The organism is Frigoribacterium sp. 2355, from assembly GCF_054060695.1.
In genome coordinates, this window is sequence record NZ_JBSSDL010000011.1 from 14,293 (window position 1) to 33,481 (window position 19,189).

Below are 19,189 nucleotides of genomic sequence, written 5' to 3' on the forward strand. Positions count from 1 at the left end.
CCTAGACCGGCTGTACGACGCCGGGGTGTTGACTGAGGGCATGACCGACACCCCCGTCCCCGCGTCCCACACCGTCGTCGACTTCTGGTTCGACCCTTCGTGCCCCTGGGCCTGGATGACCAGCCGCTGGGTCGACGAGGTCGCGAAGCACCGTGACCTCGACGTCACCTTCCACGTGATGAGCCTCGCGGTGCTCAACGAGGACGCCGACGTCAGCGACGAGTACAAGGCCAACTTCGCCCGCATGCTGCGCTACACGCGGCTCGTCACGGCCGCAGGTGAACTCCACGGTCAGCAGATCGTCAAGCCGCTCTACGACGCCCTCGGCACCCGCATCCACCACGAGGGCGAGAAGGACGGCGACGTCGTCATCGCCGGTGCCGTGGCCGAGGTCGGACTGCCCGCCGACTTCGCGCGGTACGCGGACGGCGACGAGTACGACGAGCAGATGCGTGCCAGCCACTTCGACGGCATCGGCCGGGTCGGCCAGGACGTCGGCACGCCCGTCATCGCGGTCGACGGCGTCGCCTTCTTCGGCCCCGTCATCTCTCCGGCCCCGAAGGGCGAGGAGGCGCTGCGGCTGTGGGACGGAGTCGTCGCCGTGGCCTCGTACCCCGGCTTCTTCGAGATCAAGCGCACGCGCACGGTCGGGCCGATCTTCGACTGAGCCGGTCGTAGGATCGTCTCCATGCGCATCCACGTGGCGACCGATCACGCCGGCCTCGACTTCAGCACGACCGTCATCCAGCACCTCACCGACGCGGGGCACGACGTGACCGACCACGGTCCGACGAGCTACGAGCCCCTCGACGACTACCCGTCGTTCTGCATCGCGGCGGCCCGGGCGACCGTGCGCGACCAGCGTGCCGGCCACGAGGCGCTGGGCGTCGTCTTCGGCGGCTCGGGCAACGGCGAGCAGATCGCCGCGAACAAGGTCGAGGGCGTCCGTGCCGCCCTGGTCTGGAACGACTCGACCGCCAAGCTCGCCCGCCAGCACAACGACGCGAACGTCATCGCGATCGGGGCGCGCCAGCACACCGAGGCCGAGGCCCTGGCGTTCATCGACGCCTTCGTCGCCGAGCCGTTCAGCCACGACGAACGCCACGTGCGCCGCATCGCGCAGGTCGGCGAGTACGAGACCACGGGCGCCATCGCCGGTCACCCGGTCGACTGACGACGTAACGTCGAGAGCGGCGGGACCCCGACCGGGGCCTCGCCGCTCCGTCGTCTCCGGCGACACGCCCGAGACCGTTCCATCGACCACCGAGAGAGGTGTCGCCGTGCCCGAGGGCCATTCCGTCCACCGCATCGCCAACCAGTTCGAGCAGAGCTTCGTCGGCCACCGAGTCCGGGTGAGTTCGCCCCAGGGTCGGTTCGCCGACGGGGCGGCCAGGCTCGACGGCGCCACGATGGTCGACTCCAAGGCCGTCGGCAAGCAGATGTTCCTCGAGTTCGACAACGGCCTGTGGCTGCACGTGCACCTCGGGCTCTACGGTGCGTGGGACTTCGCGGGCGCCATCGCCACGGGCCATTCGATGGCCGAGTCCCGTACGCGCCGGGCGGCCACCCGCAAGGCCGAGAACGCCCCCGACGACGACGGCGAGGACTCGATGGCCAGCATCGGGGCGCCACGCCGGTCTCGCGTGCGCATGGCCGAGCAGGAGAAGACCGAGGACGACATCGACTCGTTCCCGCCCGAGCCCGTCGGGCAGGTGCGCGTGCGGCTGTTGACCGACACCGCGGTCGGCGACCTCCGTGGCCCGACGAAGTGCGAGGTGCTCGACGCGGCCGGGGTCGACCTGGCGATCGCCAAGCTCGGTCCCGACCCCCTCGTCGACTCGCCGAAGAAGGGCGCCGACCGCTTCGTGTCGATCGCGGGCAAGAAGCGCACCCCGATCGGCCTGCTGCTGATGGACCAGAGCGTGGTCAGCGGCATCGGCAACATCTACCGGGCCGAGCTGCTGTTCCGGGCCCGGCTCGACCCGCACACTCCCGGCAACCAGGTCCCCGAAGAGGTGCTGCGCGCCCTCTACAAAGACTGGACGAAGCTGCTCAAGAGCGGCGTGGAGCTCGGCCAGATGATGACCATGGACGGTCTCACCAAGTCCCAGCACGCCAAGGCCCTGCGCAGCCGGGCCGACCGGCACTGGGTCTACCACCGCGAGGGTCTGCCCTGCCGGGTCTGCGGGACGAACGTCGTGATGGAGATGGCCGCGGGTCGCAAGCTGTACTGGTGCCCGACCGACCAGACTTGATCGCATGCGGCACACCCCCACGTTCGTCCTGTCCGACGTCGACGAGGTCAAGAGGCTGATCCACGAGAACCCGTGGGCGACGATCGTGTCGCACACGGCGGCCGGTCTCGTCGCGTCGCACTACCCCGTCGTGCTCGAGCAGGACGACGCGGACCCGGGGGCCATCGTGCTCGTCAGCCACGTCGGTCGTCCAGACGAGCGCTCGCACGAACTGGGCGAGCACGAGATCATGGTGATCGTCCAGGGCCCGCACGGCTACGTCTCACCCGGCTGGTATCCGGCCGAGCAGATCATCCCCACTTGGAACCACGTCACGGCGCACCTCTGGGGCACCCCCGAGATCCTCTCGGACGACGAGAACTTCCGCGTGCTGGGCGAGCTCGTCGACCACTTCGAGCGCGTCATGCCCGAGCCTTCGACCCTCACCCTCGACGACGAGGGCTCTCGCCGGGTCGCGAAGGGCACCGTCGGCATCCGGTTGCGCGTGACCCGGTTCGACGCCCGCGCCAAGCTCAGCCAGAACAAGGCACCCGAGGTCGTCGACCGCATCGTGGACGAGCTCGAGCACGGCGAGCACTACGCGCAGCCGGCGCTCGCCGCCGAGATGCGTCGGGTGCGCGACCGATGACGGTCGACGCAGGCACCCGGGCCGAGGAGGCGCGGCGCACGCTCCTGACGGGCGCCCGCCTGGTCGGCGGCGGGCCCGCTCCCGTGGACGTCCTGCTCGAGGGTGGCCGGGTCGTCGCGCTCGCGTCCGGTCCCGCTCCCGACGGTGCCGAGGTGGTCGATCTCGACGGCCGCTGGCTCGCCCCGGGCCTCTGGGACTCCCACGTCCACATGGACCAGTGGGCGTTGGTGCGCCGACGACTCGACCTGTCGCGGGCACGGTCCGCCGCCGAGGCGGCCTCGATCGTGGGGGAGCGCCTCCGTGTCGAGCCCGTCGAGGCGGGCGGGACCCTCGTCGGCTACGGCTTCCAGGACGCCCTCTGGCCCGATGCTCCGAGCCGCGCGCTCCTCGACTCGGTGGCCGGAGACGTGGCGGTCGTCCTCGTGAGCAACGACCTGCACTCCGTCTGGCTCGACTCGTCCGCCCTGGCCCGTAACGGTCACGCCGACCACCCGACCGGCCTGCTGCGCGAGCAGCCGGCCTTCGACGTCAGCGCCGCGGTGAGCGTCGTACCGGACGACCAGCTCGACGGGTGGGTCGCCGAGGCCGTCGACGCGGCCGCCGCACGGGGGGTCGTCGGCGTCGTCGACCTCGAGATGACGCTGTCGCTCGACCGCTGGACACGTCGGGTGGCCGGAGGCACGCGGGGCCTCCGCATCCGTCCCGGGGTCTACCCCCGCGACCTCGACGCCGTCGTCGCCCGCGGGCTGCGCACCGGCGACGTGGTCCCGGGCACCGAGGGCCTCGTCACCATGGGGCCGTTCAAGATCATCACCGACGGCTCCCTCGGCACCCGCACCGCGTGGTGCCACGACCCGTACCCCGGGCTCGAGGGCGACCCGGCTGCTCGGGGGGTGCGCATCTACGAGACCGACGAACTCGTCGGGTGGCTGCGCCGCGCCTCCTCGGCGGGACTCGTCCCGGCCGTGCACGCGATCGGCGACGCCGCGAACGCCCAGGCGCTGGACGCCCTCGAGCTGGTCGGCTGCGGGGGCAGCATCGAGCACGCCCAACTGCTCGACCTGCACGACGTCGACCGGTTCGCGCGCCTCGGCATCGTGGCCAGCGTGCAGCCCGAACACGTCATGGACGACCGCGACGTCGTCGATCGGCTCTGGGTGGGCCGCTCCGAGCGTGCCTACGTCTTCGAGAGCCTCGTCGCCGCCGGCGTCCGCCTGCAGCTCGGTTCGGATGCGCCGGTCGCCCCGCTCGATCCCTGGGTGGCGATGGCCGCGGCGATCTCGCGCTCGCGCGACGGACGCGAGGCGTGGCACCCCGAACAGCGACTGGTCGCCTCGGCGGCGCTCGCCGCCTCGACGGGTGGTCGAACCACGGTCGAGGTCGGCTCCGTCGCCGATCTCGTGGTCACCGAGGTCGATCCGCTCGCCGCGTCGGACGACCAGCTGCGCCGGATGCCCGTCGTCGGCACGGTCCTGGCGGGTCGGTGGACGCACCGCACGCTCTGACGAGGCGGTGCCGACCCGACACGGCGAAGGCCGCCACCCCGTGCGGGGTGGCGGCCTTCGTCCGTCTGGCGAGGAGGTCAGCCGGCGACGTGCGCGGCGAGGAACCAGCGGTCCTTCTCGAGGCCCCGCGAGATCTCGATCGCGACGTCCTGGCTCGAGGCGTCGAGCTCGCCGAGCTCGTCGATGGCCTCGCGGACGGCGACCAGCGAAGCGTCGATCTGGGCGACCAGCTCGGCGATGGTGACGTCGATCTGGTTGAAGCCGGGGGAGGTCGGGGGGATGACCGTCTTGGCGGCGACGGTCCCGATGCGACCGTCGACCGGCAGGCCGAGGGCGACGACGCGCTCGGCGGCGAGGTCGGCCCACTCGCGGGCGTGGTCGACGACCACGTCGATGAGTTCGTGGACGGCGACGAAGGCGATGCCGCGGACGTGCCAGTGGGCCTGCTTGCCGTTGACCGACAGGGCCGTCATGTCGGTGACGATCTGGCTGAGGAACTGGGCGACGCCGGCGGCGACGTCGGGGTCGACGGAACCCTGGGGGACGGTGCGGGTGATGTCGGTCATGACGTGGTCCTTTCCTAGACGATGGAGGCAACGCTAGACGTCTGGGAGAATTCCGCAAGCAAGCTGAGGCTCGGCTCACCTAGGCCAGCCTCACCTCACCACGGGCCGTGAGGGGGGATAACCCCACCGGCGGTCCGGGCGCTGGCACCATGGGGTGGACGCCCCGTCCGGACCAGGCTCGAAGGCATGATCCAGGAGACCACCATCACCGCCGCCAACCCCTACCTCTCGCCCCCGCCCCCACCCGGTGGCTACCGACGCCGATGGCGCGAACTGCCCCGTGAACTCGGCTACGTCGCCCTGTCGGCCGTCCTCGTCGTCATCGTGACGGTGGCCGCCTCGCTGTTCCTGCACACGGTCAGCGGGTCGAGCGACTCGCTGTTCACCCTCGTCTTCCTCGCGATCGTCGTCTTCGGCGCGCTCTGGATCGCCCGGTGGTTCGGCACCTTCGAGGTGCTCCGCCTGCGGTGGGCGAGCGACCGACCCATCCGCCCCGTCGACTGGACGCCGAACACCGAGTGGGGCCGGTCGACGAACCGCTTCGCGCGGGCCGTCTCGGTCTTCGCCAACCCGCACTACTGGCTGTACCTGCTCTACGGCGTCGTGGTGTTCCCGATCGTGGCGGGCTTCACGTCCTTCGTCCTCGTGGGTCTCCTGGCCGGCCCGGTGCTCGCCGTCCTGGGGGTCGTGCTCGTCTTCCAGGCGTTGCCGCCGTTCGACACCTTCAACTGGGCGTCCGCGATCGGCAACGGCGGAGGCGCGGTGCTCGTCGTCCTCGCCCTCGCGCTCTTCGCGGGCGTCGTGCTCGTCTATCCCTACGTCGTGCACGGGTTCGTGGTCATGCACCAGGCGATCGCCGCCGTCATGCTCGGGGGGTTCCGCAGCGAGCAACTCGAGGTCGAGCTCGCCGACCGCGAGATCTCGCGCACGGCGGCCCTGTCGGCCGAGGGCACGGCCCTCCGCCGGCTCGAGCGCGACATCCACGACGGACCGCAACAGCGTCTGGTGCGTCTGCAGATGGACCTCGCCGCGGCGTCCCGCGCCGTCGACACCGACCCCGAGAAGAGCAAGACCCTCATCGAGGAGGCGCGGGTCCAGTCCCGCGAGGCCCTCGAGGAGCTGCGTGCCCTGTCCCGCGGTTTCGCGCCTCCGTTGTTGATGGACCGGGGCCTCGTGGCGGCGCTCGAGTCGCTCGTCGACCGCTCGGTGGTGCCCACCACGATGCTCGACCGGGTGCCCGCGCACGTCGTGATCCCGAGCGACATCGAGCGCAACGCGTACTTCATCGCGTCCGAACTGGTGACGAACACGGGCAAGCACGCCGGGGCGGCCAGCGCCGACCTCGTGCTGCGCACGAGGCAGGCTCCCGACGGCATCGGCACCCTGCTCGAGCTCGTCGTGACCGACGACGGGCGCGGCGGCGCCGGCCTGCGCGACGGCCACGGTCTCGCCGGGGTGCAGGAGCGCCTGGTGGGCCTCGGCGGCTTCCTCGACATCAGCAGCCCGCAGGGCGGGCCGACCATCGTCACGGTGAGCATCCCGATGACGATCGAGGTGCCGAGCAACCCGACGCTGCCGCTGCCGACCGAGCCGCTGCCGCCGTTCTCGTCGACGGCCGTGACCGAGCCGCTGCCCGACACCGCGCTGCCCGACGGGCCGCTCGACCCGCCGGCCGGGCCGCCCGCGCGACCGTAGTCCGTGCGCCGCGCCCGTAGTCTGGACGCGTGAGTCTCGAGAGCCCCTCCCGTAAGCCCCTCCGTGTCGTCGTCGCCGACGACTCGGTGCTGCTGCGGGAGGGGCTCGTCCGACTGCTCGACGAGATCGGGGTCGACGTCGTGGGGGCGTACGGCGACGCCGACGCGTTGCTGGCCGACCTCGACGAGGTCCGTCCCGACATCGCCGTCCTCGACGTCCGCATGCCGCCCACGCACACCGACGAGGGCGTCCGGGCCGCGATCGAGGCGCGACGCCGTCGGCCCGACCTCGGCATCCTGCTGCTGTCGCAGTACGTCGAGGTGGCCTACGCCCGCGACCTGCTCGAAGCGGGCTCGGGCGGGGTCGGCTACCTGCTCAAGGACCGCATCGCCTCGTTCGACGAGTTCCGTGACGCGCTCGGGCGGGTGTCCGACGGCGGCACGGTCCTCGACCCGCAGGTCGTCTCGCAGTTGCTGGGCCGTCGCAGCGATCCGCTCGCCGCGCTCACGCCGCGGGAGCGGGAGGTCCTGACGCTGATGGCCGAGGGTCGCACGAACGCCGCCATCGCGGCCGAACTGGTCATCGGAACGGGTGCGGTGGAGAAGAACGTCACCTCGATCTTCCAGAAGCTCCTGCTGGAAGACAGCGGCACCGACCACCGCCGGGTGCTCGCCGTGCTGGCCTTCCTGCAGCACTGAGTCGACGCGTCCCCCGCGTCGGCATCGCGCCCCTGACCGGGCGGCCGAGGTCGAGGACGGGCGTCGTCAGCTGGTCGTGCCCGGAGGGGTGTCGGCCGGGTCGGCGGGGGAGTCCGCCTGGGGGGCGACGACCCGGGCGCCGGCGACGTCGAGGACGACGTCGCGCAAGGCGTGGCCGACGGCTTCGTACCCGGCCGTCGTGGGGTGGATGCCGTCGACGGTCGTGCCGGCGGCGAAGACGTCGCCCGCCCGCGCGAACCCCCAGGGGTCGGTGAAGGTCCAGCCCTTGTCGGCGACGTAGCGTTCGAGCTGTGCCTCGTACCGGGCCGCGGCCCGGGGTGCACGGTCGTAGGGCGGGATCGCGGCCACGACGACGTGCTCGGGCCGGATCGTGTCGACGATGGCGTCGTACGACGAGGCGGACTCTGCGAAGCTCGTGCCGAGGCGCACGTCGTTCGTGCCCGACATCAGGACCAGGACGTCGACGTCGGCGACGGGCCGCACCGCGGCGGCCTGTTCCTGCACGGTCGAGCCGCCCTTCGCGTAGCCGCCGACGTAGTCGACGCCGTCGCCCTGGGCGTAGGTCATCCAGGTGTCGGCGGTGAGCCCCTCGCTCAGCAGGCGACCTCCGCCGGCCGTGAGCGAGTCGCCGACGATCGCGACCCGCACCCCGCCCGAGGTGGGTGCCACGGCCACGCCGGGCCCGGCCGCGGCCTGCGCGATCGCGCCGGACCCGGACCCGGACCCGGAGGCGCTGGTCGCCTCGGTCGGTGGGGCGGCGCACCCGGCCGCCAGGGTGGCCACGACCGCACCGACCAGCGCGACCCGTGCGAACGTCGCGCGTCTCATGTGGCCATCTTGGATCACGTCGCGCCGGGAAAAATCATCCGCCAGCACGACTTCCCCCCGAGCTGGCCGAGAGACCATTGAAGAGCGCCGACGCCTGCGTGCAAGGCCCGGAGAACATTTCATCGAAGGCGCCTGCCGGCGTCGACGCCTGCGTGCAAGGCGCGGAGAAGATTTCATTCGAGGCGCCCCCGGCGCCGGACGCCGGAGGCGTCGAACAAACACAGAGGGGATGACGGGAATCGAACCCGCGTGATCAGTTTGGAAGACTGAGGCTCTACCATTGAGCTACATCCCCGTGAGCGGCCGGGCCGCACGGGTGAGACCAGCATAAGGCATCCGACGAGGTCGCTCAGTCACGGCCCCTCGGTGTCGGCTAGACTCGACGCGGCCTTCACGTACCCGACCTCAACGGGGCTCACGCGTGCCGGCCGGTTCCAGGCTGATACACGGGGCGTAGCGTAGTGGCTAGCGCGTCCGTTTTGGGGGCGGAAGATCGCAGGTTCGAGTCCTGTCGCCCCGACGATCGTCTACCTGCTGTCTCGGATGTGAGTTCAGCGCCACCAACACAGGAGAAGCCCCACATTGGTCCAGACCACGGTTGAGAAGCTCAGCCCCACGCGCGTCAAGCTCAACATCGTCGTCACCCCCGACGAGCTCAAGCCCAGCGTCACGCACGCCTACGGTCACATCGCCGAGTCGGTCAACATCCCCGGGTTCCGCAAGGGCAAGGTGCCGCCGCCCATCATCGACCAGCGCGTCGGTCGTGAAGAGGTGTTGAACCACGCCGTCAGCGAGAGCCTCGACAAGTTCTACCGCGAGGCCGTGACCGAGACCGAGATCCGCGTCCTCGGCCGTCCCGAGGCCGACGTGGTCGAGTGGCCGAACGTCAAGGACTTCTCTGGCGACCTGAAGATCGCCGTCGAGGTCGACGTGCGTCCCGACTTCGACCTGCCCGAGTACGACGGCCTCGAGCTGACGGTCGACACGGTCGACATCACCGACGACGAGATCGCCGAAGAGCTGACGAACCTGCGTACCCGTTTCGGCACGCTGGTCACCGTCGACCGCCCCGCCACCACGGGTGACTTCGCGCAGATCGACCTGACGGCCACCATCGGCGACGACGTCGTCGACACCGCCAAGGGCATCTCGTACGAGCTCGGCTCGGGCGAGCTGATCGAGGGCATCGACGAGGCCCTCGAGTCCCTCACCGCCGGTGAGAGCACCACCTTCGAGTCGAAGCTGCTCGGCGGGGACCGCGAGGGCGAGACCGCCCTCATCGCCGTCGACGTCACGGCCGTCAAGGAGCGCGAGCTGCCCGAGGCCGACGACGACTTCGCCCAGATCGCCAGCCAGTTCGACACGATCGACGAGCTCAAGGGCGACCTGAAAGAGCAGCTCGCCAAGTCCAAGACCTTCGGTCAGGGTGCCCAGGCACGCGACCAGGTCGTCGAGAAGCTGCTCGAGGCCGTCGAGATCCCCGTCCCCGAGAAGCTCGTCGAGGACGAGGTGCACCGTCACCTCGAGCAGGAGAACCGCCTCGAGGACGACGAGCACCGCGCCGAGGTGAAGGAGAGCAGCGAGAAGGCCTTCCGCAACCAGATCCTCCTCGACGCCATCGCCGAGAAAGAGGCCGTCAAGGTCGAGCAGGACGAACTGACGCAGTACCTCATCCAGGGTGCGGCGCAGTACGGCATGGAGCCCGGCGAGTTCATCAAGGTCCTCGACCAGAACGGCCAGATCCCCGCCATGGTCGGCGAGGTCGCCCGCAGCAAGGCCCTCGCGGTCGTGCTCAGCAAGGCCAAGGTCGTCGACGGCAAGGGCGACTCGGTCGACCTGTCCGCCTTCACCGCGACCGCCGGCGTCGGCGACGACGACGACCACGCGGGTCACGACCACGCGTAAGCGAGAGCGGCGGGTCGGCTGACCCGTCACGTCCGAGAGGGCCGGGTGCGAGTGCGCACCCGGCCCTCCGTCGTTCCCGGCACCGCGCCTCCCGGGCTCGTGGACGGGCCCCCGACGGGGCCGGGGAGGCGCGGTATCTGCCGTGGGCGAACAGCCCGGAACCCGTGCGTTGGCTCCGATAGATTCGACGACAAGCGACAACGAATGGGAGATCCACCATGGCCGACGTGACACTGCCCAACAGTGTTTTTGACCGACTGCTCAAAGACCGGATCATCTGGCTCGGCTCTGAGGTCCGCGACGAGAACGCCAACGAGATCGCCGCGAAACTGCTGCTGCTCGCTGCGGAAGACAGCGAGAAGGACATCTACCTCTACATCAACTCGCCCGGCGGGTCGATCACGGCGGGCATGGCGATCTACGACGCCATGGAGTTCGTGCCGAACGACATCGTCACCGTCGGCATCGGCATGGCCGCGTCGATGGGCCAGCTGCTCCTGACGGCCGGCACCAAGGGCAAGCGCTACATCACGCCGAACGCGCGCGTCCTGCTGCACCAGCCGCACGGCGGGTTCGGCGGCACCTCGTCGGACATCCAGACGCAGGCGCAGCTCATCCTCTCGATGAAGCGTCGACTGGCCGAGATCACGGCCGCACAGACGGGCAAGACCGTCGAGCAGATCAACGAAGACGGCGACCGCGACCGCTGGTTCACCGCCGAGGAGGCCCTCGAGTACGGCTTCGTCGACCACATCCGCGGCTCGGCCACCGACGTCGTCGGCGGCGCCGGCACCGACCAGGCCTAGGCCCTCCGCCCCTTCGTCAGAACGAGAAAGAGAAGAACTCATGGAACTCCCGATGATGGGTGGCGCGGGTCGAGTGCAGACCCCCAGCTCCCGGTACATCCTGCCCAGCTTCGAAGAGCGGACGGCCTACGGCTACAAGCGTCAGGACCCGTACGCGAAGCTGTTCGAAGACCGCATCGTCTTCCTCGGCGTGCAGGTCGACGACGCCTCGGCCGACGACATCATGGCCCAGCTGCTCGTGCTCGAGAGCATGGACCCCGACCGCGACATCACGCTGTACATCAACTCGCCCGGTGGCTCGTTCACGGCCATGACGGCCATCTACGACACGATGCAGTACATCCGTCCCGAGATCCAGACGGTCTGCCTCGGTCAGGCCGCCTCGGCCGCGGCCGTCCTGCTCGCCGCGGGTCAGCCCGGCAAGCGTCTCGCCCTGCCCAACGCCCGCGTGCTGATCCACCAGCCCGCGACCGGTGGCAGCAGCGGCGGCCAGGCCTCGGACATCGAGATCCAGGCCGCCGAGGTGCTCCGCATGCGCACCTGGCTCGAAGAGACCCTGTCGAAGCACTCGAACAAGACGCCCGAGCAGGTGAACCGCGACATCGAGCGCGACAACATCCTCGGTGCGCAGGAGGCCCTCGACTACGGTCTCGTCGACCAGGTCCTCGGTTCGCGCAAGAACCAGCCGGCGGCGCTCACGCGCTGATCACGGCACGACGACGACGGCCCCGGGCACCCGCCCGGGGCCGTCGTCGTGTCGACGGGGGGGCGGCCCCCCCCGCGGGCCGCCCCCCCCCCCCCCGGGGGGGGGGCACCCCCCCCGGGGGGGGCGGGGGGCGGGGGGGGGGGGGGCGGGGCGGCCCCCCCCCCGGCGCCCGCCCCCCACCACCGCGGATGTGCTCGAACCCCCCCGGGTCGGTCCGTGAGTGTCGGCGGATCGGGTTAGGCTCGTCCCACACGACGACCGGTCCCGGTCGATGACCTCAGCCAATCAGGGAGGCCGAGCATGGCGCGCATAGGTGAGAGTGCCGATCTGCTCAAATGCTCGTTCTGCGGCAAGAGCCAGAAGCAGGTCCAGCAGCTGATCGCCGGTCCCGGCGTCTACATCTGCGACGAATGCGTCGAGCTCTGCAACGAGATCATCGAAGAGCGCCTCGCCGAGGCCGGCGACGAACCCGCGAGCGAGTTCGACCTGCCCAAGCCCCGCGAGATCTACTCGTTCCTCGAAGAGTACGTGATCGGTCAGGACGCGGCGAAGCGTGCGCTGTCCGTGGCCGTCTACAACCACTACAAGCGGATCCGTGCCGCCTCCACCCTCACGGCCGCCGAGTCGCTGGCCGACGAGGTCGAGATCTCGAAGTCGAACATCCTGTTGATCGGCCCGACCGGCTGCGGCAAGACCTACCTGGCCCAGACCCTCGCCAAGCGACTCAACGTGCCGTTCGCCGTCGCCGACGCCACGGCCCTGACCGAGGCGGGTTACGTCGGCGAAGACGTCGAGAACATCCTGCTGAAGCTGATCCAGGCTGCGGACTACGACGTCAAGCGGGCCGAGACCGGCATCATCTACATCGACGAGATCGACAAGATCGCCCGCAAGGCCGAGAACCCGTCCATCACGCGAGACGTCTCGGGCGAGGGCGTGCAACAGGCACTGCTCAAGATCCTCGAGGGCACCGTGGCCTCGGTGCCGCCGCAGGGTGGCCGCAAGCACCCCCACCAAGAATTCATCCAGGTCGACACGACCAACGTGCTGTTCATCGTCGCCGGGGCGTTCGCCGGACTCGAGGACATCATCTCGAACCGCGCCGGCAAGCGCGGCATCGGCTTCGGCGCCCCTCTGCACAGCAAAGAAGACGAGGCGGCCCTCTTCAGCGAGGTCCTGCCCGAAGACCTGCACAAGTTCGGTCTGATCCCCGAGTTCATCGGCCGTCTGCCCGTGGTGACCACGGTGACGCAGCTCGACCAGCCGGCCTTGATGCAGATCCTCACCGAGCCCAAGAACGCCCTCGTGCGGCAGTACCAGCGCATGTTCGAGATCGACGGGGTCGAGCTCGAGTTCGATCGCGGCGCCCTCGAGGCGATCGCCGACCTGGCCGTCCTGCGCCAGACCGGTGCCCGTGGTCTCCGCGCCATCCTCGAAGAGGTGCTCGGGCCGATCATGTTCGACGTCCCGTCCGACGACACCGTCGGGCGCGTCGTCATCACGCGGGCGTCGGTGCTCGAGAACGCCGCGCCCACGATCGTGCCGCGTCTCGTCGAGCAGCGCACCGAGAAGTCCGCCTAGCAGCGACGTCAGAACGCCCCGGCCGGTTCGGCCGGGGCGTTCTCGTGTCAGGCGAGGCCGCGCCGCGCGAGCAGCGGCTCGACCCGGGCGTCCCGCCCACGGAAGTCGCGGTAGGCCTCGAGGGGGTCCTTCGAGCCGCCGACGCCCAGCAGGCGTGCGCGGAACCGGTGGCCGTTCTCGCGGGTCAGCCCGCCGTTCTGCTCGAACCACTGGACCGTGTCGGCGTCGAGCACCTCGCTCCAGATGTACGAGTAGTAGCCGGCGTCGTAGCCCCCCGAGAAGGTGTGCGCGAAGTACGTGCTCGAGTAGCGGGTGGGCACCGACGTGAGGTCGAGGCCGACCGCGGCCAGCGCCTCCTGCTCGAACGCCTCGACGTCGGTGACCGCCGCGGCCTCGGCCGACGAGAGGGCGTGCCAGGCCTGGTCGAGCAGGGCCGCCGCGAGGTACTCGCTCGTCTCGAAACCCTGGTTGAAGCCCTGGGAGGCGAGGAGGGCGTCCACCAGTGGTTGCGGCAGCCGGTCGCCGGTCTCGTGGTGCACGGCGTAGTTCGCGAGCACCTCCGGCCAGAGCATCCACATCTCGTTCACCTGGCTGGGGAACTCGACGAAGTCGCGGAAGACGTTGGTGCCCGAGAAGCTCGGGTAGGTCACCCGGGCGACGAGACCGTGCAGGGCGTGCCCGAACTCGTGGAAGAACGTGGTCACCTCGTCCAGCGTGAGGAGGGTCGGCTGGTCGGCCGGCGGCTTCGGGACGTTGAGGTTGTTCACCACGACGGTGGGCAGCCCGGTGAGCGACGACTGCGAGACGAGCGGGTTCATCCAGGCGCCGCCGCGCTTGCTGTCGCGCGTGTAGAGGTCGAGGACGTAGAGGCCGACGTCGCCGCCGTCGGTCACCTCGAAGACCCGTGCGTCGGGGTGGTAGCCCGTCAGGTCGGCGCGTTCGGCGAACCGCAGGCCGTAGAGCAGCCCCGCGGCGAAGAAGACGCCGTCCTGCAGCACGCGCTCGGCCTCGAAGTACGGGCGCATCGCGGCCGTGTCGACGTCGTGCTGCTCGGCGCGCACCCGTTCGGTGTAGAAGGCCCAGTCCGAGGCCCGGATCGTCCGGCCGGCGACGCGCTCGAGTTCGGCCTGCTCGGCGCGGGCGTTCCGGGCGGCAGGAGGCGCCAGTCGCCCGAGCAGGTCGGCCACCGCCTCGGGGGTGCCCGCGGTCTCGCCCGCCGTGACGTAGGCGGCGTGCGACGCGAAGCCGAGCAGTTCGGCCCGCTCGGCGCGCAGCCGGGCGATCTCGAGGACGAGTTCGCGGTTGTCGTGGTCGCCTCCGCGCCGCCCGCGCGAGAGCGATGCCTGCATGATCCGATCGCGGAGTCCCTCGTCGGTCAGGCTCGCCAGGTAGGGGTGCCCGCTGAAGAGGACGAGCGTGATGACGTAGCGGCCCTCGAGCCCTCGCTCTCGGGCCGCCTCGGCCGCGGCCGCGATCGCCCCCGCGTCGAGTCCGTCGAGTTCGGCGACGTCGTCGACCACGACGGCGAGGTCGTTCGTGTCGGCCAGCAGGTTCTTCTCGAACCTGGTGGACAGGGTGGAGAGCCGGCCGTTGAGGTCGCGGAGGCGGACCTTGTCGTCGTCGGCGAGGGCGGCTCCCGAGCGGGTGGCCTCGGCGACGAGCCGCTCGACGAGGTAGCGCTGCTCGGCGGTCAGGTCGAGGGCGTCGCGGCGCTCGTGCACGCTGCGGAGACGGGCGAAGAGCCGCGGGTCGAGTCGGATCGCGTCGGCGTGCGCCGCGAGCCGCGGGGCGAGTTCGAGTTCGAGGGCGTCGGTGGCCTCGGTCGAGTCCGACGAGGTCTTGTTGAAGAAGACGTGCTGGACACGGGTGAGGATGGCGCCGCTGCGTTCGAGGGCGGCGACCGTGTTCTCGAAGGTCGGCTCGGCCGGGTCGGTCGCGATCGCCTCGACCTCGGCCAGCTGTTCGGCGAACCCGGCGTCGAACGCGGGGCCGTAGTCGTCGTCGGTGATGCTCGCGAACGGCGGCAGAGAGTACGGCAGCGTGCTGGGGGAGAGGAACGGGTTCGTCATCAGCCCACACTAGGAGGCGCGCTAGGGTCGCCGCATGAGCGAACGCCCCGAGACGCCCGCCCGGTACACCCACGGCCACCACGAGAGCGTGCTACGGAGCCACGCGTGGCGGACGGTCGAGAACTCCGCCGCGTATCTCGAGCCGCACCTCGTGCCCGGGGTCAGCGTCCTCGACGTCGGGTCGGGGCCGGGGACCATCACCGTCGACATCGCCGGCCGCGTCGCGCCCGGTCGCGTGATCGGCATCGACGCCGCCGCCGGCATCGTCGAGCAGGCGACGTCGCTCGCGGTCGGGGCCGGGCTCCACAACGTCCACTTCGAGACCGCCGACCTGTTCGCCCTGCCGTTCGAGGACGACGCCTTCGACGTGGTGCACGCGCACCAGGTCCTGCAGCACGTCGGCGACCCGGTCGCCGCCCTGCGCGAGATGCGCCGGGTGGCGCGGCCCGGGGGAGTCGTCGCCGTCCGCGACGTCGACTACCACGGCTGCGTCTGGGCACCCGAGAACCCGGGTCTCGACCGGTGGATGGACGTCTACCAGACCGTGCACCGGGGCAACGGCGGTGAACCCGACGCCGGGAGGCGCCTCAAGGGGTGGGCGCTCGAGGCGGGCTTCGTCGACGTGGCGAGTAGCGCCTCCGTCTGGTGCTTCGCGTCCGATGAGGACCGCACGTGGTGGGGCGACAGCTGGGCGGCCCGCGCGACGGAGTCGGCGTTCTACGCCGACGCGATCGAGAAGGACGCCGCCACGCACGACGAACTGCACGCGATCGCCGACGCCTGGCGCTCCTGGCGTGACGCCCCCGACGGCTGGTTGATCATGCCGCACGGCGAGCTGCTCGCCCGCGCCTGACGGCTCACGACGTCCCCGGTGGACGCGACGTGCCGCTCACCTCGAGAGGTGAGCGGCACGTCGTGGCTCCGAGGACGGGCCGGTTCAGTCGTCGTCGCCCTCGGCGTCGACGGGCTCGTGGATGCGGGCCTCGCCGGTGACGGCGTCGACCCGTATGACCGTGCCGTCGTCGAGTTCGACGACGGGGCGACGCTCGAGCCAGGTCAGCGTCCAGCGCCACGACGTGGCGTCGACGCCCTGGTCGGAGAGTTCACGCTCGACCTGGGCGACCGCCCCGAGGACCGGGGCGGGCAGCTCGGCCGGAGCCGCGCCTCCGACGCTCCACCGCGTGCCGAGCTGCATCAGGCACCCGCCGTCGGGGTCGGAGCGGCAGCAGCGCCGGCGTCGGCCGGCACCTCGGCGAACACGATGTCGCCGACAGCCAGTCCGTCACCCTCGGCGAAGGACAGCTCGGCGATCTTGCCGACCGCGGCGAGGTCACCCGCCGCGAGCTTCACGAGGTCGAGCTGGGCCGAGGGGCCCGTGATGACGGCCGAGGCCACCGGGGTCTTCTGCGAGGCCTTGGCGTCCGACTTCGCCCGCCGGACGAAGATCAGTGCCTGGCCGACGAGCCCGACGAGGCCGGACGAGGTCTCGCCCTCGGAGAGTCCGAGCTCGTCGACCGTCGGCCACGCGGCCCGGTGCACCGAGTCGTCGTGCGTCCAGGACCAGACCTCTTCGGTCGCGAACGGCAGGTAGGGCGCGAGCAGACGCAGCAGGCCCTCGAGCACCGTGCGCAGCGCGAGCACGGCCGAGGCCTGCTCGGCCGGCGTGGTGGCGCCGTAGGCGCGCTCCTTCACGAGCTCGAGGTAGTCGTCGCAGAACGTCCAGAAGAACTTCTCGGTCGTCTCGAGCGCCCGGGCGTGGTCGTAGCCCTCGAGCGCCTCGGTCGCGGTCTCGATCACGGCGGCGAAGGACGCGAGGAGGTCGCGGTCGAGCGGCTGGGTGATCTCGAACTCACCCGACGGCAGCTCGAACGAGTACACGAACTTGGCGGCGTTGAGCACCTTGATCGCCAGACGGCGACCGATCTTGATCTGCTTGGGGTTCTGGGGGTCGAACGCCGCGTCGGTGCCCAGGCGGCTCGACGCCGCCCAGTAGCGCACCGAGTCCGAGCCGTGGTCGTCGAGCATGGCGGCCGGGGTCACCACGTTGCCCTTCGACTTCGACATCTTCTTGCGGTCGGGGTCGACGATGAAGCCCGAGATCGACGCGTTCTTCCACGGCACGGTGCCCGACTCGAGCTGCGACCGCAGCATCGTCGAGAAGAGCCAGGTGCGGATGATGTCCTGCCCCTGGGGGCGCACGTCGTACGGGAACACGAGGTCGAACAGCTCGGGGTCGCGCTCCCACCCGCCGGCCAGCTGCGGGGTGAGCGACGAGGTCGCCCAGGTGTCCATGACGTCGACCTCGCCGACGAATCCGCCGGGCACGCCCCGCTGCGACTCGTCGTAGCCGGGGGCGGCCTGGGACGCCGGGTCGATGGGGAGCTGCGCCTCGGTGGGAACGATCACCTGGTCGAAGACGGGGTTGCCGTCGCCGTCGAGCGGGTACCAGACCGGGATGGGCACGCCGAAGAAGCGCTGGCGCGAGATCAGCCAGTCGCCGTTGAGGCCGTTGACCCAGTTGTCGTAGCGGACGCGCATGAAGTCGGGGTGGAAGGCCACCTCACCGCCGCGCTCGAGGAGCGAACCCTTCAGCTGCTCGTCTCGGGCGCCGTTGACGATGTACCACTGACGCGTCGACACGATCTCGAGCGGCTTGTCACCCTTCTCGAAGAACTTGACCGGGTGCGAGATCTTGCGGATCTCGCCCACGAGCTCACCCGACGCGGTCAACTGCTCGACCACGGACTGCTTGGCGCTGAAGACCGTCTTGCCGGCCAGCTGCGCATAGGAGGCGCGCCCCGCCTCGGACGTGATCGCCTCGGGGGCCTCGCTGACGAAGCGGCCGTCGAAGCCGATCACGGCACGGTTCGGCAGCTGCAGCTCGCGCCACCAGACCACGTCGTTGGTGTCACCGAAGGTGCAGACCATGGCGATGCCCGATCCCTTGTCGGGCTGTGCGAGGTGGTGGGCCACCACCGGCACCTCGACGTCGAACAACGGCGACCGGACGGTCGTGCCGAACAGCGCCTGGTAGCGCTCGTCGTCGGGGTGCGCGACGAGGGCCACGCAGGCCGGCAGCAGCTCGGGCCGCGTGGTGTCGATCAGCACGTCGCCCTGACCGTCGGTCCGGTGGAACGCGAGCTTGTGGTAGGCCCCGGGCATCTCTTTGTCCTCGAGCTCGGCCTGCGCCACGGCCGTGCGGAACGTGACGTCCCAGAGCGTGGGGGCGTCGGCCTGGTAGGCCTCGCCGCGGGCCAGGTTGCGGAGGAACGCCTTCTGGGCGATGGCCTGCGAGTCGTCGTCGATGGTGCGGTAGCTCTGGGTCCAGTCGACCGAGAGGCCGAGCTTCCGCCAGACGTCCTCGAACTGCTTCTCGTCCTCGACGGTGAGCCGCTCGCACAGCTCGATGAAGTTGCGGCGCGAGATCGGCACCTGGTCGGCGGCCTTCGACGACTTGTTGTCACCCCCCGCGAAGGGCGGGGTGAAGTCGGCGTCGTAGGGCAGCGACGGGTCGCAGCGCACGCCGTAGAAGTTCTGCACGCGACGCTCGGTGGGCAGTCCGTTGTCGTCCCATCCCATCGGGTAGAACACACGCTTGCCGCGCATGCGCTCGAACCGGGCCTTGACGTCGGTGTGCGTGTAGCTGAACACGTGGCCGATGTGCAGGCTGCCCGACGCCGTCGGCGGCGGGGTGTCGACCGAGAACACGGAGGCGCGGGTCGCGTCGGTGCGGTCGAAGCGGTAGGTGCCGCCGTCCTCCCAGACCTGACCCCAACGGGCCTCGAGTCCTTCGAGGGCGGGCTTCTCGGGCATCGCTGACGGCATGGTCTTCTCCGGTTCTGTGGACGGCACCGTGTCGGTGGGGAGGTGCCTGGTTTTGGGACTCCGACCAGTGTACGCACCCCCGCGAGGGCTCCTCGTGGACC

17 protein-coding genes and 2 tRNA genes are annotated in these 19,189 nt (G+C 70.5%); 13 read left to right on the forward strand and 6 right to left on the reverse strand.

Annotated features, from left to right (window positions below):
* Positions 1-40: 40 nt before the first annotated feature.
* The 5 genes from ACVJ1F_RS12410 to ACVJ1F_RS12430 all read left to right on the forward strand — a co-directional run bounded on the left by ACVJ1F_RS12410 (position 41) and on the right by ACVJ1F_RS12430 (position 4,388).
* Positions 41-667 carry a mycothiol-dependent nitroreductase Rv2466c family protein gene (locus ACVJ1F_RS12410; protein WP_456886553.1) on the forward strand — a complete coding sequence of 209 codons (627 nt, stop codon included), beginning with the start codon at positions 41-43 and terminating at the stop codon, positions 665-667.
* 21 nt (positions 668-688) lie between these two features.
* A complete protein-coding gene (locus tag ACVJ1F_RS12415; RefSeq protein WP_043597130.1) occupies positions 689-1,174 on the forward strand; it encodes a ribose-5-phosphate isomerase in 486 nt (161 codons plus the stop codon).
* Between the two features lie 106 nt (positions 1,175-1,280).
* Positions 1,281-2,255 carry an Fpg/Nei family DNA glycosylase gene (locus ACVJ1F_RS12420; RefSeq protein WP_456886555.1) on the forward strand — a complete coding sequence of 325 codons (975 nt, stop codon included), beginning with the start codon at positions 1,281-1,283 and terminating at the stop codon, positions 2,253-2,255.
* 4 nt (positions 2,256-2,259) lie between these two features.
* Positions 2,260-2,883, forward strand: coding sequence for an FMN-binding negative transcriptional regulator (locus tag ACVJ1F_RS12425; RefSeq protein ID WP_456886557.1), 624 nt, complete (start codon positions 2,260-2,262; stop codon positions 2,881-2,883).
* Positions 2,880-4,388: an amidohydrolase gene (locus ACVJ1F_RS12430; protein ID WP_456886559.1), complete on the forward strand. Its 1,509-nt coding sequence runs from the start codon at positions 2,880-2,882 to the stop codon at positions 4,386-4,388. The genes ACVJ1F_RS12425 and ACVJ1F_RS12430 overlap by 4 nt, the downstream gene beginning before the upstream one ends.
* 77 nt (positions 4,389-4,465) lie before the next feature.
* Here the strand turns inward: ACVJ1F_RS12430 and ACVJ1F_RS12435 are convergent, their stop codons facing one another.
* Positions 4,466-4,954, reverse strand: a complete 489-nt coding sequence (locus ACVJ1F_RS12435) for a Dps family protein (RefSeq protein ID WP_456886561.1) — start codon at positions 4,952-4,954, stop codon at positions 4,466-4,468.
* Positions 4,955-5,140: 186 nt separating this feature from the next.
* Here ACVJ1F_RS12435 and ACVJ1F_RS12440 point away from each other — a divergent pair, with 186 nt between their 5' ends.
* Together ACVJ1F_RS12440 and ACVJ1F_RS12445 are read left to right on the forward strand one after the other, a co-directional pair.
* Positions 5,141-6,649 carry a histidine kinase gene (locus ACVJ1F_RS12440; protein ID WP_456886563.1) on the forward strand — a complete coding sequence of 503 codons (1,509 nt, stop codon included), beginning with the start codon at positions 5,141-5,143 and terminating at the stop codon, positions 6,647-6,649.
* Positions 6,650-6,678: 29 nt separating this feature from the next.
* Positions 6,679-7,347 (forward strand): response regulator, encoded by a 669-nt coding sequence (locus tag ACVJ1F_RS12445; protein WP_456886565.1) that lies wholly within the window; start codon positions 6,679-6,681, stop codon positions 7,345-7,347.
* A 66-nt stretch (positions 7,348-7,413) separates the two neighbouring features.
* On the opposite strand, the gene ACVJ1F_RS12450 is transcribed toward ACVJ1F_RS12445, so the two are convergent.
* Both ACVJ1F_RS12450 and ACVJ1F_RS12455 read right to left on the reverse strand, forming a co-directional pair.
* On the reverse strand, positions 7,414-8,196 hold the full coding sequence (locus tag ACVJ1F_RS12450) for an SGNH/GDSL hydrolase family protein (protein ID WP_456886567.1): 783 nt from the start codon (positions 8,194-8,196) through the stop codon (positions 7,414-7,416).
* A gap of 224 nt (positions 8,197-8,420) precedes the next feature.
* Positions 8,421-8,491: transfer RNA gene (locus tag ACVJ1F_RS12455), tRNA-Gly, on the reverse strand.
* A gap of 152 nt (positions 8,492-8,643) precedes the next feature.
* Here ACVJ1F_RS12455 and ACVJ1F_RS12460 point away from each other — a divergent pair.
* From ACVJ1F_RS12460 to clpX, 5 genes are all read left to right on the forward strand, one after another.
* A tRNA-Pro gene (locus ACVJ1F_RS12460) sits at positions 8,644-8,716 on the forward strand.
* A gap of 62 nt (positions 8,717-8,778) precedes the next feature.
* Complete coding sequence (gene tig / locus ACVJ1F_RS12465) at positions 8,779-10,101, forward strand: trigger factor (protein ID WP_456886569.1); 1,323 nt, start codon at positions 8,779-8,781, stop codon at positions 10,099-10,101.
* A gap of 218 nt (positions 10,102-10,319) precedes the next feature.
* Positions 10,320-10,907 carry an ATP-dependent Clp protease proteolytic subunit gene (locus ACVJ1F_RS12470; protein WP_043597035.1) on the forward strand — a complete coding sequence of 196 codons (588 nt, stop codon included), beginning with the start codon at positions 10,320-10,322 and terminating at the stop codon, positions 10,905-10,907.
* 40 nt (positions 10,908-10,947) lie between these two features.
* Positions 10,948-11,613, forward strand: coding sequence for an ATP-dependent Clp protease proteolytic subunit (locus ACVJ1F_RS12475; protein WP_056048376.1), 666 nt, complete (start codon positions 10,948-10,950; stop codon positions 11,611-11,613).
* Positions 11,614-11,913: 300 nt separating this feature from the next.
* The gene (gene clpX / locus ACVJ1F_RS12480) at positions 11,914-13,194 is read left to right on the forward strand and encodes an ATP-dependent Clp protease ATP-binding subunit ClpX (protein WP_043597039.1); all 1,281 of its coding nucleotides are present in this window, start codon (positions 11,914-11,916) and stop codon (positions 13,192-13,194) included.
* A gap of 47 nt (positions 13,195-13,241) precedes the next feature.
* Here clpX and ACVJ1F_RS12485 read toward each other — a convergent pair whose 3' ends face one another.
* Positions 13,242-15,263, reverse strand: coding sequence for a M3 family metallopeptidase (locus tag ACVJ1F_RS12485; RefSeq protein WP_456886571.1), 2,022 nt, complete (start codon positions 15,261-15,263; stop codon positions 13,242-13,244).
* A gap of 34 nt (positions 15,264-15,297) precedes the next feature.
* Here ACVJ1F_RS12485 and ACVJ1F_RS12490 point away from each other — a divergent pair, with 34 nt between their 5' ends.
* Positions 15,298-16,116, forward strand: a complete 819-nt coding sequence (locus ACVJ1F_RS12490; protein ID WP_056048371.1) for a methyltransferase domain-containing protein — start codon at positions 15,298-15,300, stop codon at positions 16,114-16,116.
* Positions 16,117-16,200: 84 nt separating this feature from the next.
* Here the strand turns inward: ACVJ1F_RS12490 and ACVJ1F_RS12495 are convergent, their stop codons facing one another.
* Entirely contained in the window at positions 16,201-16,458 is a 258-nt protein-coding gene (locus ACVJ1F_RS12495) for a hypothetical protein (RefSeq protein WP_277959465.1), read from the reverse strand.
* Positions 16,458-19,076 (reverse strand): valine--tRNA ligase, encoded by a 2,619-nt coding sequence (valS, locus tag ACVJ1F_RS12500; RefSeq protein ID WP_456886573.1) that lies wholly within the window; start codon positions 19,074-19,076, stop codon positions 16,458-16,460. Before valS ends, ACVJ1F_RS12495 begins: the two co-directional genes overlap by 1 nt.
* Positions 19,077-19,189 lie beyond the last annotated feature (113 nt).